Consider the following 16,072-nt stretch of genomic DNA (forward strand, 5'->3'; position numbering starts at 1 on the left):
CGACGGAGCTTCCATGTCCTCATCCACCCAGCGCAGTTTTCATGACCGCTTGAGCGTCTCCCTGATCGACCATGTGGCACGGGTACATCTCGAGCGGCCCGATCGCCACAACGCCATGGATCCGCCGATGATCGACGCCCTGCTCGAGGTTCAGCGCTGGCTGGGCGAGCGGGTGGGCCTGCGCGCCGTGGTGCTTACCGGCGAGGGCGAGAGCTTCTGCTCGGGACTGGACGTGGCCTCGGTGGTGGCAAGCCCCGAGCGCGTGGCCTGGCTGCTGACGCCGGACGCCAGTGGGGTCAATCCGGCCCAGCGCCTGGCGCTTGGCTGGCGTGACCTGGGGGCGCCGGTGGTAGCGGCGCTGCATGGTCACGTCTTTGGCGCCGGCCTGCAGATGGCGCTGGGTGCCGATCTGCGTATCGTCCACCCGGAAGCGACGCTGGCGCTGCCGGAGATCGAGTGGGGGCTGATGTCGGATATGGCGGTCAGCGTCACCGCCGCCGCGCTGCGCCAGGACGTGATTCAGGATCTGATGCTGACCGGCCGTCATCTAGCCGGCGACGAGGCCATGGTACTGGGGCTGGCCTCGCGGCTGGACGAGGACCCGCGCGAGGCGGCGCTGGAGCTCGCCGTGTCCATGGCCCGGCGCTCGCCCAAGGCGGTGGCCGCGGCGCGTCGGCTGTGGCGAGAGGCGCCGCGCCTGGATGAGCGCGGACGCTTGGCCATGGAGGCCGAACTGCAGCGCAATCTGCTGGCCGGGCGCGAGCAGCGAGAAGCGACCCGGGCACGCCTGGACGGGCGCCCACCGCGCTTCGATTGAGCGCCGGCGGCCTATGACGCAAGCCAACGACAAGGCCCTCGCGGGTATCGCCCGCGAGGGCCTTGTCTTGCAGTCACCTTCCGATAGGGGTCAGGTTCCGGTAGGCCCCTCGGCTGGCGACGGAGGATGGATGCGGAACAGGGTGGCGTAGATCACCGGCAGGATTACCAGGGTCAGCAGGGTGGCCGCACCCAGACCGAACACGATGACCACCGCCATGGAGGCGAAGAAGGCGTCGCCGAACAGCGGGATCATGCCCAGCATGGTGGTGATCGCCGCCATGGATACCGGCCGTACCCGGCTGATGGCGGCGGCCATCACCGCATCGAAGGGCGCCTCGTACAGCGGCATCTGAATCTTGATCTCCTCGACCAGCACGATGGCGTTCTTGAGCACCATGCCGACCAGGCTCAGGGTGCCGAGCAGCGCCATGAAGGTGAAGGGGGCGTTGAAGGTCAGAAGACCGCCGACGATACCGATCACGGTCAAGGGCACGATGGCCCAGATCGCCAGCGACTGGCGCAGGTTGCCGAACAGCAGCATGGTCAGGATGAACATGCCGAGGATGCCCAGCGGCAACAGCTTGAACAGCGCCTTCTTGGCGTCACGCGAGGTCTCGTCCTCGCCGCCCCAGCCCAGGTGGTAGCCCTCGGGAAGCTCGATGGCCTCGATCTGGGGCTTGAGCCGCGCAAGGATATTGGCCGCCGTCTCGCCGGACAGCGGTAGCGGCTCGGCGTAGACCGCAAGCATGCGCTGACGGTCGCGACGCTTGATCAGTGGATCATGCAGCTGGGTCTCGAGCGGCCCCAGCACACTGCCGGCGCTGATGTAGGTCTGCTGCTCGGCGCTCCAGACGTTGAGGCTGGCGATGTCGTTGAGGCCGTAGCGCTCTTGCCGTTCATCGCGCAGCACGATGGGGATCAGGTCGGAGCCCTCGCGGTAGACGCCGGCCATCTGGCCGTCGTTGTGGATCAGCAACGCCTGGTGCAGCGCCTGGCGGGTGACGCCGACGCGCCGCGCCTGCTGCTCGAGAAACTCAGGCGTCAGCTCCTCCACCCGATTGCCCCAGGACAGGCGGATGCTGTCGACGAAGGGCTCGGCGCGGAACACCTCGCTGACCTCGGTGGCGAGCTTGCGCAGGGTGTCTGGGTCCGGGCCGTACAGGCGCGCCTCCAGGCTGGCCTTGGCCGCAGGACCGACCTGCAGCGCCTGGACCTTGTACTGCACCTCGGGATAGTCATCGCGCAGCAGGGTGATGATCTCGGCCATACGGCTTGCTCGGCTGTCGAGATCCTCGGTCTCCACGATCAGCTGGCTATAGCTCGCGTAGCGGTCCTCCGGTGAGTAGGTCAGGGTGAAGCGCTGGGCGCCGCCGCCGATCACGCTGGTCACGTGGGTGACCTGGTCCATCGTCGCCACCTGGGCCTCCAGGCGCGAGGCCACCCGCTCGCTCTCGAGAATGTCGGTGCCCTCCGGCATCCACACATCGACGAAGAACAGTGGTGTGGTGGAATCCGGGAAGAAGGCGTTCTTGATGTTGGAGGACAGCGTGAAGGCGCCGACCAAAAGGCCCACGCAGACCGCGATGGTCAGCCAGCGAAAGCGAATGCCCTTGTCGACCAGCCAGCCGAACAGCTGGAAGATCACTCCCTTGTAGGGATCCTCGTGACTGTCGCCGTCGCCGATCTCACGATCCTTGAAGAAGATGTCGAAGAAGAAGGGGGTCAGCGTCAGGGCGGTGATCCAGCTCAACAGCAGCGAATAGAACAGCACCCAGAACAGCGAGCCCACCAGTTCGCCGGTGGCGTCCGGTGACAGGCCGATGGGGGCGAAGGCGGTGATGGCGATGGCGGTGGCGCCGAGCAGCGGCAGCCAGTTCTGGCCGGCCACCTCCTTGGCCGCCTCGAGCTTGCTCTTGCCCTTGCCAAGGCCGATCAGCATGCCTTCGGTGACCACGATGGCGTTGTCCACCAGCATGCCCAGGGCAATGATCAGGGCCCCCAGCGAGACCTTCTGCAACTGCAGGCCGTGGGCGGCCATCAGCATCAGTGTGCCGAGGATGGTGATCGACAGGATCAGCCCCATCAGAAGGCCGGAGCGCAGGCCCATGAACACCAGCAGCACCACGATGACGATGCCCACCGACTCCATCAGGTTGATGACGAAGCCGGACACCGCCTCCTTGACCACCTGGGGCTGGTGGTAGACCGGGGTCAGCTGCATGCCCAGCGGCAGGCGGGATTCCAGTTCGGCCAGGCGGGCGTCCACCGCCTCTCCGACCTTGACCACGTTGACCCCGGACACGAACGACAGGCCAAGCGAGATCGCCGGCTTGCCGTCGGCATGGTAGAGCTGGCCGGGACGGTCGGTGAGCGCGCGCGTCACCGTGGCGATGTCGCCCAGATGCACCGGGTTGGCGCCGGGGCGACCGACGATCAGGTCCTCCAGCGCCTCGACGCTTCTGAATTCGCCGCTGGGCTGCAGCGAGATGATCTTGCCGTGTCGACGCACGCTGCCGGCGTCGGCTACCGCGTTCTGGGCGTTGAGCAGGCCGATCAGCGCATCCGGGGGAATGTTCAGAGCCTGCATGCGCTCGCGGTTGAGCGAGATGGTCACCTGCTCCGGGCGATCACCGGCGATCACCACCTTCTTGACGCCCTCGATCAGGCGCAGTTCGCGCTGCAGGAAGTCGGCCTGATTCTTCAGGTCGTAAAGGCTGTAGTCATCGCCGGACAGGTTGAACAGCAGACCGTAGACGTCGCTGAAGTCGTCCACCACCAGCGACTCCGAGGTGCCGGGGGGCAGGCCCGCCTGGGCATCGCCGATCTTGCGCCGAAGCAGGTCCCAGTACTGGGGCAGGGCAGTGCCCTGGACGTCGGTGTCGAGCTCCACGGTGATCTGGGAGAGCCCGGCGCTGTTCACCGAGCTGACCCGCTTGAGGTTGGGGATCTCCTGGATCGCCTTTTCCAGGCGCAGCGTCACCTCTTCCTCGACCTGCTGCGGGTTGGCGCCGGGGTAGGCGGTGCTGACCAGCGCCATGCGGATGGTGAAGTCGGGAAACTCCAGCTGTCCAAGGCCCAGAAAGGAGACGATACCGCCCACCGACAGCAGGATCGTGACCATCCAGCTGATGGTCTTGTTGCGCAGAAAATAGCCGACCATGACCTAGAGCCCCTCTTCCTGGGTCCAGGCAGTGACCCGAAGACCTTGGCGCATCAGATGAGCGCCGGCGCCGACCAGTCGGTCGCCGGCCGCCAGCTCGCCGGCGATGAAGATGCCGTCGTCGCTGGCGGTGCGGACCTCTACCGGTACCGCTTCCACCTTGCCCGAGGCTTCGTCGTCGGCGATATAGCGCCACACCACCGTGGCCTCGGGGTCGTCCTCCAGCGTGACCACGGTGCCCAGCGGCACCCGCCACAGGCCGTCGCTTTCGCCGGTCAGGGCGTTGAGGTCCATCGACACCACGGCGCTCATGCCGGCCAGCACGTAGACGTCGTCCGGCGTCGGCAGGGTCAGGGTAACGGTGTAGCTGAGGGTGCCGCTGGAGGCGCGGGTATCGTGCTCCTTGTAGCGCGCGGGGAAACGACGCTCGTCATCGCCGAAGCGCACCCAGGCGACGCTGTCGGCCTTCTCGAGGGCGGCACGCACGCGTTCCAGGTTGAGCTGGCGGATCTGTTGTTCGGGCAGGTCGAAGGTCACGTCGATATTGCCGGGCTGCTGCAGCACCGCGATGGTCTGCTGGGGGGCCACCACCTGGAAATTGTCCACCGGCACGCTGGCGATGACGCCGTCGAAGGGCGCCTTCAGCTCGGTGTAGCCGAGCTGGTCCTTGGCCAGGTCGAACTGGGCCTGGGCCGACAGGAAGGCCGCCCGGGCTTCATCGAAGGCGGCGCGGCTGATGGCGCCTTTTTCCAGCGATATCTGCATGCGGCGGTAGGTCGCCAGCGCCAGGTCGTAGCTCGACTGGGCGTTGGACAAGGCGTTGCGGGCGTCGCGGTCGTCGAGCAGGGCGATACGCTCGCCACTGGTCACCGCCTGGCCGGCCTGGACGTTCAACTCCTTGAGTTCCCCGCCGATGCGAAAGGCCAGGTCGGTGCGTTCGGAGGCCTCGACCACACCGGGGTAGCGAGTCAGGGACCGATTGCCCATCTCGTCCAGGGTGAGCAGCTTGACCGGGCGGGTGACCTGCTTGGCCAAGGGCGGATCTCCCTCGGAGCAGCCCTGCAGCAGGGGCAGACCGGCAAAGACGAGCAGGGAGGCCATCTGACAGAGTTGGCGAAGCGACATGGCTGAGTCCTTGAAGACGGAGCCGCTTGACGTGCGGCGTGACTCGCCGAGGCCGGTGCCCCAGGGCTGCCCGGAGGGTGGGGAGGGTCCGGCCCTGTTGTGGAGCATCGAGCGCTTGGCGTAGAGTGCGTCGGTTCGACGCGCAGGCGCCTATGCTACTGGCGCCGAGTGCACGCTGATGTGCCCTGGATCAATATTTGCCGAACCCTGCAGAGTAAAGGCGTCGTCATGCCCCAGACCGAGTCCCGGCTCCCGCCATCGTCGCCTCCCGCCTCCGTCAGGCCAGAACTGCGGCCCTACCAGCACGAGGCGGTGAAACGCGTCATTGGTCACTTTCGTCAGTCCGATGAGCCCGCGGTGGTGGTGTTGCCTACCGGCAGCGGCAAGTCGCTGGTCATCGCCGAACTGGCCCGCCTGGCCCGGGGGCGGGTTCTGGTGCTGGCCCACGTGCGTGAGCTGGTCGAGCAGAATCATGCCAAGTACCTGGCCTACGGCCTCGAGGCGGACATCTTCAGCGCCGGACTCGGGCGCAAGGAGAGCGCCCGCCAGGTGGTGTTCGGCTCGGTGCAGTCGGTGGTCCGCCACCTGGACGCGGTAAGTGACGAGCAGAACGCCCATGGCCCCTTCACCCTGCTGGTAATCGACGAGTGCCACCGGGTATCGCTCGACGCGGACTCCTCCTATCGGCGGGTCATCGACCATCTGCGTTCTCGCAATCCCTCGCTCAAGGTGCTGGGATTGACCGCGACCCCCTATCGGCTGGGCCAGGGCTTCATCTACCACCGCCACCACCACGGCATGGTGCGCGGTGACGCGGACAGCTTCTTTGGCGACTGCGTGTTCGAGCAGCCGCTGCGGCTGATGGTGCGCCAGGGCTACCTGGCAAGCCCGCTCAAGGTAGATGCGGCGGTGGCCCGCTACGACTTCTCGCAACTGGCGCCGGGAACCGGCGGGCTATATCGCGAGGAAGAGCTCAATCGCGTGGTGGCCGGGCACCGGGCCACGCCAGGCATCATCGCCGAGGTGATCGAGCGGGCGCGGGAGCGTGAGGGTGTCATGCTGTTTGCGGCAAGCGTGGCCCACGCCGAGGAGATCCTCGGCTATCTCCCGGCACAAGCCTCGGCACTGATCACCGGCGATACCGACAGTGACGAGCGCACCCGGCTGATCGAGGACTTCAAGGCGAAACGGCTCAAGTACCTGGTCAACGTCTCGGTGCTGACCACCGGCTTCGATGCGCCCCATGTGGACCTGATCGCGATCCTCAGGCCCACCGAGTCCGTCGGCCTGTACCAGCAGATCGTCGGGCGAGGGCTCAGGCTCTCGCCCGGCAAGCGCGACTGTCTGATCCTCGACTACGCCGGCAATCCCTGGGACCTGTATGCGCCGGAGGTGGGCAGTCCGCGGCCGGACAGCGACAGCGAGCCGGTGCAGGTGCCCTGTCCGCTGTGTGGCCACGCCAACCTGTTCTGGGGCAAGCGCGACGGCGAGCTGGTGATCGAACACTTCGGCCGTCGCTGCCAGGGCCTGGTCGACGCCGAAGGCAGGGCGCTGGCCGCCGCCGAGCCAGGGGCGCGCCAGTGCGACTTTCGTTTTCGCTTCAAGACCTGCGGCGACTGCGGCGCCGAGAACGATATCGCCGCCCGACGCTGCCATGGGTGCCAGACGCTGCTGGTGGACGCCGATGACAAGCTGCGCGAGGCCTTGAAGCTCAAGGACGCCAGGGTACTGCGGGTCAGCGGCATGCTGCTCGAGCCCACCGTCAATGGGCGGGGGCTGCCGCGGCTCAAGGTCACCTACCATGATGAGGATGGCGCCACCCTGGCCGAGTGGTTCGCACTGGAGACGCCCGCCCAGCGGCGGGCCTTCGAGGCGGTGTTTCTGCGTGATCACGCCCGGGCGCCCGGTGTGCCCTGGTCGCCGACGTCACCCGATCAGGTATGTCGCGAGCAGCAAAGGCTCAGGGCCCCGGATTTCGTGGTCGGGCGCAAGGTGGGGCGTCACTGGCAGGTGCGTGAAAAGCTGTTCGACTATCGCGGCCGCTATCGCACTGCCGATAGCGCCGACTGAAGTGCCGCCTGAAGTGCCGACTGGGCCTCGCTGATTTAGCCAGATCGCGCGGAGCTTGATAGACTGGGGGATTGGTGGCGCCTCGGTCCAAGCGGCCGCATCCTCCCTTGTTCATCGTAACCACTACCATGGCAACCCAGGTCCCCCACGCGTGAGCGACTCGCCGACGACACAACAATCCCAGGGTGGGACTGACGAGGAAGGTGCAGCGACTCGGCCTGACGCCGAGGGCGATTTCGATGCCCAGGCCCAGGCCGGTGCGGCCCCTCACGCCGAGGTCGAAGCCCACGCCCAGGTGCTGGGACGCCTGTTCGATGAGCCGATCACCGAGCTGCCCGAGGATCTGTACATTCCCCCGGAGGCGCTCAGGGTCTTTCTCGAGACCTTCGAAGGACCGCTTGACCTGCTGCTCTATCTGATTCGCCGGCAGAATCTGGATATCCTGTCGATCAATGTGGCCGCCATCACCCACCAGTACATCGAGTACGTGGAACTGATGAAGGCCATGGAAATCGAACTGGCCGGCGAGTATCTGCTGATGGCGGCGATGCTGGCCGAGATCAAGTCGCGTACCCTGCTGCCGCGCCCGCCCAGGAGCGAGGACGGTGACGAGGACGAAGACCCCCGCGCCGAGCTGATTCGCCGCCTGCAGGAGTACGAGCGGCTCAAGCTCGCCGCCGAGGCCCTGGCGGAGTTGCCCCGGGTCGGACGTGACTGGTTTCCCGCCCGGGCGGCGCTGCCCCCGGTGGAGGCCCGGGTCATCCACCCGGACGTCGAACTCGATGAACTGCTTGGCGCACTGGCCGGCATTCTGCGCCGGGCCGAACTCAACCAGGCCCACCAGATCGAAAGTGAAGTGCTGTCGACCCGGGAGCGCATGCTGGCGATCATGGAGCGCCTGACTCACGAGCACTACACCCCCTTCGAGGCGTTGTTCTCGCTTGATGAGGGCAGGGCTGGGGTGGTGGTGACCTTTATGGCGATCCTGGAACTGGCCAAGGAGGCGATGATCGAAATCGTCCAGAATGCGCCGATGTCGCCGATCCATGTCAGGGCGCGGTTGGCCGAGGACGGCGACGAAGATCCGTACGAAGGGCTCGAGGACGAGGGCGAGAGCGCCTTCGACGACGAAACCTTCGGCGATACCTTCGGTGATGCCTTGGATGATGCCTTTGATGATAGCGCCGCCGAGGACAGCGCTGTTGACGACGAGGCGGGCGACGACAGCGCCTTCGATGATGCTGGTGAACCGGATAGGCGTATCGGTCAGTCGGTTGACAAGACACAGGGAGATGAGCCCGCATGAGCGTGATGGAGACGCCCGATGCGTTGGACGACATCGTAGAGGCGGCGCTGCTGGCCGCCGGCCAACCGCTGGCGCTGGACCGCCTCGAACAGCTGTTCGATGAACACGAGCGCCCGCCGCGACGGGCGCTCAAGGAAGCGCTGGAGCGATTGTCCGAGCGTCACCTCAGAGGCGCCATGGAGCTGATCGAGACCGCCTCCGGGTACCAGCTGCGCATTCGCCCGCGGCTGGCCAACTGGGTCGCCCGGTTGTGGGATGAACGCCCCCAGCGCTATTCCCGGGCGTTGCTGGAGACGCTGGCGCTGATCGCCTATCGTCAGCCGGTGACCCGGGGCGATATCGAGGAGGTCCGCGGTGTCACGGTGAGTGGCTCGATCATGCGCACCCTGCTCGATCGTGGCTGGATTCGCGTGGTCGGGCACCGAGACGTGCCGGGACGACCGGCGGTGTTCGCCACCACCCGTGGCTTTCTCGACGATTTCGGGCTCAAGACCCTCGACGAACTTCCACCGATGCACGAGCTCAAGCAGTTCGAGCAGTTCGACACCGAGGACGAGCCACCGCCTCCGCCCTCGGCGCTGCTGGCCCAGGCCGACGAGCCGCTGGACGACGATGGTGAGACCGCCGAGGGTGAAACTGCCGAGGGTGAAACTGCCGAGGGTGAAACTGCCGAGGGTGAACCCACTGAAGATGGAAGCGCTGAAGATGGAAGCGCTGAAGATGGAAGCGCTGAAGTTGGCAGCGCTGAAGCTGCAACCGAAAGAGGCGAGACCGAGGAAGGCGAGGCATCATCGCCCGATCAGGATGAAGTGACGGCTTCCCGCGGGGAAGCCGAGACGACGGCGGGCCAAGCGCCCGACGTCAATGAACCGACGGCCGGGACGGCCGACGACGAGCACGCCGGGACGGCGTCCGAACGGGCTCGCCTGAGCTTTGCCGATCTGGAAGCCAGGCTGTCCGAACGCGCCCGGGGCCGCGTCGATGATGACGCTGCCTCGGGGGTGGAACCCACAGAGAGTGAGAACGACGAATGACGACCACCAGCGAAAAACTGCAGAAGGTGCTGGCGCGTGCCGGCCTGGGATCCCGCCGGGAGATGGAGGCCGCCATCGCCGATGGCCGGGTCAAGGTCAACGGCAGCGTGGCGACCCTGGGCGACCGAGTGGAGGCCCGTGACCGGGTCAGTTTCGATGACCGACCGATCACCCTGCGCGCCGCCGACGAGGTGCCAAGGCGGGTGATCATGTACAACAAGCCCGAGGGCGAGCTGTGCACGCGCAAGGATCCAGAGGGGCGGCGTACGGTATTCGACCGCCTGCCGCGCCTCAAGGGCGAGCGCTGGATCGCGATTGGCCGCCTGGACATCAACACCAGTGGGCTGTTGCTGTTCACCACCGACGGCGAGCTGGCCAATCGGCTGATGCATCCTTCCACCGAGATCGAGCGCGAATACGCAGTGCGAGTGATGGGGGAGGTCAAGCGCGAGCACGTGGTGGCCATGGTCGAAGGCGTGATGCTCGAGGATGGCCCGGCACGCTTCAGCGACGTCCAGGAGTTCGGCGGCGAGGGCATCAACACCTGGTTCCACGTGGTCATCATGGAAGGCCGCAACCGCGAGGTCAGGCGTCTGTGGGAGTCCCAGGGGCTGACCGTCAGTCGCCTCAAGCGGGTCCGCTACGGCAACATCTTCCTCGACAAGCGGGCCAAGGCCGGCGAGTGGACCGAGCTTTCCCAGGACGAGGTCGACGACCTGGCCGGACTGGCGGGACTCGAATCGCGCAAGGTGCCTGAGTTGACGCCGGACGAGAAGAATCGCTGGAGCCGCGACAAGAACAAGCGTCGCCCGGTGCATACGATGAAGCGTGGCGGCAAGCCGGATCGCGGCGACAAGAAGCGCTAAAGATACGGTAATCGAAAAAAACACTTGCGTCGAAAGGGGCATATCCGTAATATCTGCACCCGTTCGGAAGGGTCGTTAGCTCAGTTGGTAGAGCAGTTGGCTTTTAACCAATTGGTCGTAGGTTCGAATCCTACACGACCCACCATCCGAACCTGTGCATGGTCAGGACGATGTCCTGTCATGATCGGGTCGTTAGCTCAGTTGGTAGAGCAGTTGGCTTTTAACCAATTGGTCGTAGGTTCGAATCCTACACGACCCACCAGATTCACGGCCCTCGCTGCTTGCAGCGGGGGCCGTTTTTCGTGTGCACAGTTCGCGGTTGGAGTCGCCGCCGCAGCCACGACGGCGCTGTCAGCCTGAACAGGCCGTTCCTCACGCGACGCGAGTACGCTGCGCCGAGCCGATGCCATCGTGTCGACAGGGAATCGAGAACAGGTATGCCGCAGGCGCAATCTTGCGCCGATGCCATGCGTGGAGACTCGGCATAACCGTCCGCCTGCGTTAAACTGTCAAGTGACTCGCCGCTGCGATAGACGCATGGGCGAGGGAGAGAACCACCGGCAGCGGGTCTGGAGCGGCAGTGACGCCTTTCCAGCGCCGCATCAGGAGTCGCAGCTGGCGCTATCGGCGCCGGGCTCCACGCTCGAGGGTTCTCCTGGCGTGTCGCCGAACGGAGCGTTCGCGGCACTGTCCCATCAGCAGGGGGATCCCCTGTCGATCACAGTGGTAGACACGATGACGATCATGACTTCTCGCGCCGAGATCAGAGAGCATCTCGCGCGCCCGTACTGCCCTACCCGTATTCCCTCGGAAGACGCTGCGCGCGTCGAAGAGATCAAGCGCCTGCTCAAGGCTCACAATGCCGTACTGGTGGCGCACTACTACACCGATGACGCTATCCAGCAGCTGGCCGAAGAGACCGGCGGCTGTGTCGCCGATTCGCTGGAGATGGCGCGCTTCGGTGCACGCCACGAGGCCGATACGCTGGTGGTCGCCGGCGTGCGCTTCATGGGCGAGACTGCCAAGATCCTGTCACCGGAAAAGCGCGTGCTGATGCCGACCCTGGAGGCCACCTGCTCGCTGGACGTGGGTTGCCCGGAGGACGAGTTCGCGGCCTTCTGCGACGCCCATCCAGATCGCACCGTGGTGGTCTATGCCAACACCTCGGCGGCGGTCAAGGCGCGTGCCGACTGGGTCGTTACCTCCTCCATCGCGGTGGACGTCATCGAGCACCTCAAGGCCAGGGGCGAGAAGATCCTGTGGGCCCCGGACAAGCACCTGGGCGGCTATATCCAGAAGCAGACCGGCGCCGACATGCTGTTGTGGGACGGCGCCTGCATCGTCCACGAGGAGTTCAAGGCCAAGGGGGTCGAGGACCTCAAGTCGGTCTATCCGGACGCCGCCGTACTGGTGCACCCGGAGTCGCCCGAAGCGGTGGTCAGTCTGGCCGACGTCGCCGGTTCCACCTCCCAGTTGATCAAGGCGGCCAAGGAGCTGCCCAACGAGCAGCTGATCGTCGCCACCGATCGCGGCATCTTCTTCAAGATGCAGCAGGCGGTGCCCGACAAGACCCTGTTCGAGGCCCCGACGGCGGGCAATGGCGCGACCTGTCGAAGCTGCGCCCACTGCCCGTGGATGGCGATGAACGCCCTGGACAATCTGGCCGCCGCGCTGCGAGAGGGCAGCGGTGAAATCCAGGTCAGCGACGCCCTGCGGACCCAGGCGCTGAAGCCGCTGACGCGTATGCTGGAGTTTCAGGCCTGAGGCCAGCCGTTACTTTTTTTTGGTGACACCCCGCGCCCACGCCCACGAGCCCACGCCCACGAGCCCACGCCCACGAGCCCACGCCCACGAGAGAGTCTCGTGGGCGCTTTTGTTCATGGGCCGAGTCGTCTGTGGGCTGGCGGGCCTGAGCACGGTGTCGTCGCCGCGTCCGTCGCTGTCGGGTTCAGCGGAGCTTCCTGCTCAGCGGAATTTCTCCATGGTCCGGCGGTAGTCGAGGAAGGCGTCTCGACGACGCTGAATGCTTGACCTGGCGTTGAGGTCGCCTTCGCGCTCGGCCATCGCCTCGGCGACCTCCAGCTGGCGAATGGCGCGATCGATCTCACCGGTCAGCTGCAGTTGTTCGGCTCTGGCCAGATGGCCCCAGGCTTCGCGGCCACTGCGCCCGGCGGCTTCCGCCAGCAGCCCGAACACGGTGGGGTCCTCGGGACGGCGCTGGGCCAGTTCGTGGAGTTCCCGGTAGGCCGCGTCGGGGTCGCGCTGCAAGAGCGCCTCGCCCAACAGCTGGCTGGTCGGTGGGTAGCCCGGCATCAGGCGCAACTGGCGTCGGGCACGCTCGATGGCCTCGTCGACGCGCCCGCCCTCCAGCGCCACCTGGACGGCGCTGGCGGGCAGCAGGGCGGTATCCGGGTGGGCCCGTGCCAGGCCGTCGAGCGTACTCAGTGCCGAGCCGGTCTGGCCGGCCCGGGCGTCGATCAGCGCCTGCAGATAGCGCTGGGCGTCCACCGGCGCCTGGTCCTGGCGCATCACCGTCATCGCCTGGCCGGGCGCACGCTCGTGGATCGCCAGCAGTGCCCGGGCACGGATGAACTGGTACTGCAGTTCATCCGGTGCCGAGCCCGTCACCCGGGTCTGGTTGACCCTGGCCTGGGTGTCGCTGATGCGTGATTCGGTGATCGGGTGGGTCAGCAGGAATTCCGGCGGAGTGCCGCCCTGGAGGCTCATCAGGCGTTGCATGGAGCGAAACATGTCGACCATCGCCTGGGGCTCGTAGCCGGCGCTGGCCATGGCCTGCAGGCCGATGCGGTCGGCCTCTTCCTCGTAGCGACGCGAGTAGCGAAGCTGGTCCTGGATCATCGCCGCCTGGCTGCCGGCCAGTGCCGCGATGCCGGCGTCACCGGCGCCGCTGGCGGCCAGGATCAGGCCCGCCAGCATGGTGGCCATGGCAGGCACCTGGGTCTGCTCGGCGCGTGCCTTGCTACGGGCGTAGTGGCGCTGTGACAGGTGTCCCAGCTCGTGGGCCAGTACCGAGGCCACCTCGGCCTCCTGGTCGGCGAAGGCGAACAGGCCGGTGTTGACGCCGACCACGCCGCCGGGGACGGCGAAGGCGTTCAGGGTCTTGTTGTCGACCAGGGTGATGGTGGTGTTGATGCCTCCCAGGTCGCTGTAGGGCACCAGGCGGCCGACCAGTGTCTCCACATAGTGCTGAGCCAGGGGGTCGCGCCATTCCGGCACGTGGGCGCGAAACTGGCGTAGCCAGGCACGTCCAAGGCGGGTTTCCTCGCCGCTGATGGCGTTGCTGCCGGTGGACATCAGCGATGGCAGGTTCAGCTCCCTCGGCTGATCGAGCAGGGTGCCCTGGTCCAGATATTGGGCCTGTGCCGTGGTGGCGTTCAGGCTCAACGCAAGCGTCGACGCCAGGGCCAGGGCCGGCATCGGGCGCCAGCGGCCGCGATGCCAAGGCGATGCCTGACGGCGTGCCCGCGCGGGGCGAGCGGTGACGGCAAACAGCGTGCGCTTGGGCATCGAAATCCTCGTCGATAGCGTTGGAGGGGGTTGCCTTGGGACATTGATTCAGCCGGAAAAGTGCCTTTAAATCGCAAGGGCTCGCCCCTCGGGGCAACGGCGCTGCGATGTGCAGCGATCCGATATCGCATTCTCTCGGGAGAGATCATGGCAGTGCAACCTGACGATGTGCTAGATGCGTGCGGACTTCCGTGTCCGCTGCCGCTGCTCAAGGCGAAGCAGGCGCTGTCGCGCCTGTCGCCGGGGCAGGTGCTGGAGGTCAGGGCCACCGACGCCGGTTCCTGGCGAGACTTTGAAAGCTTTGCCGAGCACAGCGCCCACGTGCTCGAAGGTCGCGAAGAACGCGACAAGGTCTATGTCTACTGGTTGCGCAAGGCGGGTGATGCATGAGTCTGCGTAGCGTATTTCGCGGCTGGGTCGATCACTACTTCTCCGATGAAGAGGCGGTGCTGCTGCTGGTACTGCTGGTGGTGGGGCTGGCGGTGGTGATATGGCTCGGCCAGATGCTGGCGCCCTTTCTCACCGCGCTGGTGGTGGCCTTTCTGCTGCAGGGCGCGGTCAACGCCCTGACACGACGCAAGGTGCCACACCTGGTGGCGGTCATGACGGTCTTTCTGGCCTTTGTCGGGGTGCTGCTGGCGTTGGCGCTGATCCTGCTGCCGTTGATCTGGAACCAGCTCGCCAGCCTGATCCAGGAAGCGCCGCGGATGTTTGCTGCCGGCCAGCAGATGCTGGACGACCTGCAGATGAGCTACCCCCAGCTGATCACTCCGGACCTGGTCCAGGACTGGATCGCCGTGCTCAGCCGCGAGGCGACCCAATTGAGCCAGCGTGCGCTGACGCTGTCGCTGGCGTCGCTCGGCAATGTGCTGGGACTGCTCATCTACCTGGTGCTGGTGCCGATCCTGGTGCTGTTCATGCTCAAGGACCGTGACCGTCTGGTGGGCTTTACCGTGTCGCTTTTGCCGGCCAAGCGTGACCTGATGACCCGGGTGTGGAAGGAGATGGACTGCCAGATCGCCAACTATGTGCGCGGCAAGGCCACCGAGATCGTCATCGTCGGTAGCGTGACCTTCTTCACCTTCGCCTTCTTTGGCCTTCCCTATTCGGCGCTGCTGGCGGTACTGGTGGGTTTTTCGGTGCTGGTGCCCTACATCGGCGCCGCGGTGGCGACACTGCCGGTGGCGGCGGTAGCGGGCTTTCACTTTGGACTGGGGGACCAGTTTCTCTATGTGATCGTCGCCTACGGCGTGATCCAGGCGCTGGACGGCAACGTGCTGGTGCCGGTGCTTTTCTCCGAGGCGGTCAATCTACACCCGGTGTCGATCATCCTGGCGGTGCTGTTCTTCGGCGGCGTCTGGGGCTTCTGGGGGGTGTTCTTCGCGATCCCGCTGGCGACCCTGTTGAAGGCGCTGGTCTATGCCTGGCCTCGCGGGATCAAGGAGCGCAGCATGGCAAGGTTGCCGCCCCACTCTGACGCAGGTACAGGGACCGGCACCGACGGTTGAGCTCTGCTCTCGAGGCGAAACACAATGCCCGGCCAATGGCCGGGCATTCGTTCTTTGCCGGGGAGGATGAGGCTTGCATCCGTGGGCCGGCGTGTCAGGACTGGGCGTGCAGTTCGCGGGCGGCTTCCAGCACTTCTTCCACGTGGCCCTTGACCTTGACCTTGCGCCACTCCCTGGCCAGGCGACCTTCGCTGTCGATCAGGAAGGTACTGCGCTCGATACCCAGGTGCTCCTTGCCGTAGAGCTTCTTGAGCTTGATGACGTCGAACAGGCCACACACGGCTTCGTCCTTGTCTGATATCAGCTCGAAATTGAAGCCCTGCTTGGCCTTGAAGTTTTCCTGGGCACGGATGCCGTCACGGGAGACGCCGATGACCACGGTGTTGGCGTCGTCGAAGTCTGCCTTGTGGTCACGAAAGTCGCCGCCCTCGGTGGTACAGCCGGGGGTGCTGGCCTTGGGGTAGAAGTAGATCACCACCTGGCGATCGCGCAGTTGCGACAGGGTGATGGTGTTGTCGCCGGTGGCGCTGGCGCTGAAGTCGGGGACCGGCTCGCCGATGGACACTGTCATGGTGGCTCCAGAATCGCAAAAATAGGCGTCCGATTACACGCAATGACGCTCTTCATGTAAAGACGCGGCTGTACAGGATATGGCC

Annotated in this window: 12 protein-coding genes and 2 tRNA genes; 10 read left to right on the top strand and 4 right to left on the bottom strand. The window is 65.9% G+C overall.

From position 1 onward, the window contains the following. The first annotated feature begins 13 nt into the window (after positions 1–13). Positions 14–817 carry a crotonase/enoyl-CoA hydratase family protein gene (locus KUW00_RS21035; protein ID WP_045992008.1) on the top strand — a complete coding sequence of 268 codons (804 nt, stop codon included), beginning with the start codon at positions 14–16 and terminating at the stop codon, positions 815–817. 90 nt (positions 818–907) lie between these two features. Here the strand turns inward: KUW00_RS21035 and KUW00_RS21040 are convergent, their stop codons facing one another. Next, positions 908–3,979 carry an efflux RND transporter permease subunit gene (locus KUW00_RS21040; RefSeq protein WP_222570059.1) on the bottom strand — a complete coding sequence of 1,024 codons (3,072 nt, stop codon included), beginning with the start codon at positions 3,977–3,979 and terminating at the stop codon, positions 908–910. A gap of 3 nt (positions 3,980–3,982) precedes the next feature. After that, complete coding sequence (locus KUW00_RS21045; protein WP_222570060.1) at positions 3,983–5,104, bottom strand: efflux RND transporter periplasmic adaptor subunit; 1,122 nt, start codon at positions 5,102–5,104, stop codon at positions 3,983–3,985. Positions 5,105–5,332: 228 nt separating this feature from the next. Between KUW00_RS21045 and KUW00_RS21050 the strand changes: the two genes are divergently transcribed. The 7 genes from KUW00_RS21050 (at position 5,333) to nadA (ending at position 12,144) form a co-directional block, all read left to right on the top strand. Beyond that, on the top strand, positions 5,333–7,174 hold the full coding sequence (locus tag KUW00_RS21050; RefSeq protein ID WP_222570061.1) for a DEAD/DEAH box helicase: 1,842 nt from the start codon (positions 5,333–5,335) through the stop codon (positions 7,172–7,174). A 295-nt stretch (positions 7,175–7,469) separates the two neighbouring features. Then, positions 7,470–8,480 carry a segregation and condensation protein A gene (locus tag KUW00_RS21055; RefSeq protein WP_222570172.1) on the top strand — a complete coding sequence of 337 codons (1,011 nt, stop codon included), beginning with the start codon at positions 7,470–7,472 and terminating at the stop codon, positions 8,478–8,480. Beyond that, the gene (scpB, locus tag KUW00_RS21060; RefSeq protein ID WP_222570062.1) at positions 8,477–9,514 is read left to right on the top strand and encodes an SMC-Scp complex subunit ScpB; all 1,038 of its coding nucleotides are present in this window, start codon (positions 8,477–8,479) and stop codon (positions 9,512–9,514) included. Before KUW00_RS21055 ends, scpB begins: the two co-directional genes overlap by 4 nt. After that, positions 9,511–10,380, top strand: a complete 870-nt coding sequence (rluB, locus tag KUW00_RS21065; protein WP_045991996.1) for a 23S rRNA pseudouridine(2605) synthase RluB — start codon at positions 9,511–9,513, stop codon at positions 10,378–10,380. The genes scpB and rluB overlap by 4 nt, the downstream gene beginning before the upstream one ends. A gap of 69 nt (positions 10,381–10,449) precedes the next feature. Beyond that, positions 10,450–10,525: transfer RNA gene (locus tag KUW00_RS21070), tRNA-Lys, on the top strand. A gap of 41 nt (positions 10,526–10,566) precedes the next feature. Continuing rightward, a tRNA-Lys gene (locus KUW00_RS21075) sits at positions 10,567–10,642 on the top strand. Between the two features lie 473 nt (positions 10,643–11,115). Continuing rightward, positions 11,116–12,144 (top strand): quinolinate synthase NadA, encoded by a 1,029-nt coding sequence (nadA, locus tag KUW00_RS21080; protein WP_045992009.1) that lies wholly within the window; start codon positions 11,116–11,118, stop codon positions 12,142–12,144. A gap of 201 nt (positions 12,145–12,345) precedes the next feature. Here the strand turns inward: nadA and KUW00_RS21085 are convergent, their stop codons facing one another. Further along, a complete protein-coding gene (locus KUW00_RS21085; RefSeq protein WP_261392295.1) occupies positions 12,346–13,908 on the bottom strand; it encodes a M48 family metalloprotease in 1,563 nt (520 codons plus the stop codon). A 147-nt stretch (positions 13,909–14,055) separates the two neighbouring features. Here KUW00_RS21085 and KUW00_RS21090 point away from each other — a divergent pair, with 147 nt between their 5' ends. Both KUW00_RS21090 and KUW00_RS21095 read left to right on the top strand, forming a co-directional pair. Then, positions 14,056–14,298 (top strand): sulfurtransferase TusA family protein, encoded by a 243-nt coding sequence (locus tag KUW00_RS21090; protein WP_045991997.1) that lies wholly within the window; start codon positions 14,056–14,058, stop codon positions 14,296–14,298. Continuing rightward, positions 14,295–15,416 (top strand): AI-2E family transporter, encoded by a 1,122-nt coding sequence (locus KUW00_RS21095; RefSeq protein ID WP_045991998.1) that lies wholly within the window; start codon positions 14,295–14,297, stop codon positions 15,414–15,416. The genes KUW00_RS21090 and KUW00_RS21095 overlap by 4 nt, the downstream gene beginning before the upstream one ends. 94 nt (positions 15,417–15,510) lie before the next feature. Here KUW00_RS21095 and KUW00_RS21100 read toward each other — a convergent pair whose 3' ends face one another. Continuing rightward, the gene (locus KUW00_RS21100; protein ID WP_222570063.1) at positions 15,511–15,987 is read right to left on the bottom strand and encodes a peroxiredoxin; all 477 of its coding nucleotides are present in this window, start codon (positions 15,985–15,987) and stop codon (positions 15,511–15,513) included. Between the last annotated feature and the right edge of the window lie 85 nt (positions 15,988–16,072).

It is taken from the genome of Halomonas sp. DP5N14-9 (assembly GCF_019802175.1).
GTDB lineage: Bacteria > Pseudomonadota > Gammaproteobacteria > Pseudomonadales > Halomonadaceae > Halomonas > Halomonas litopenaei.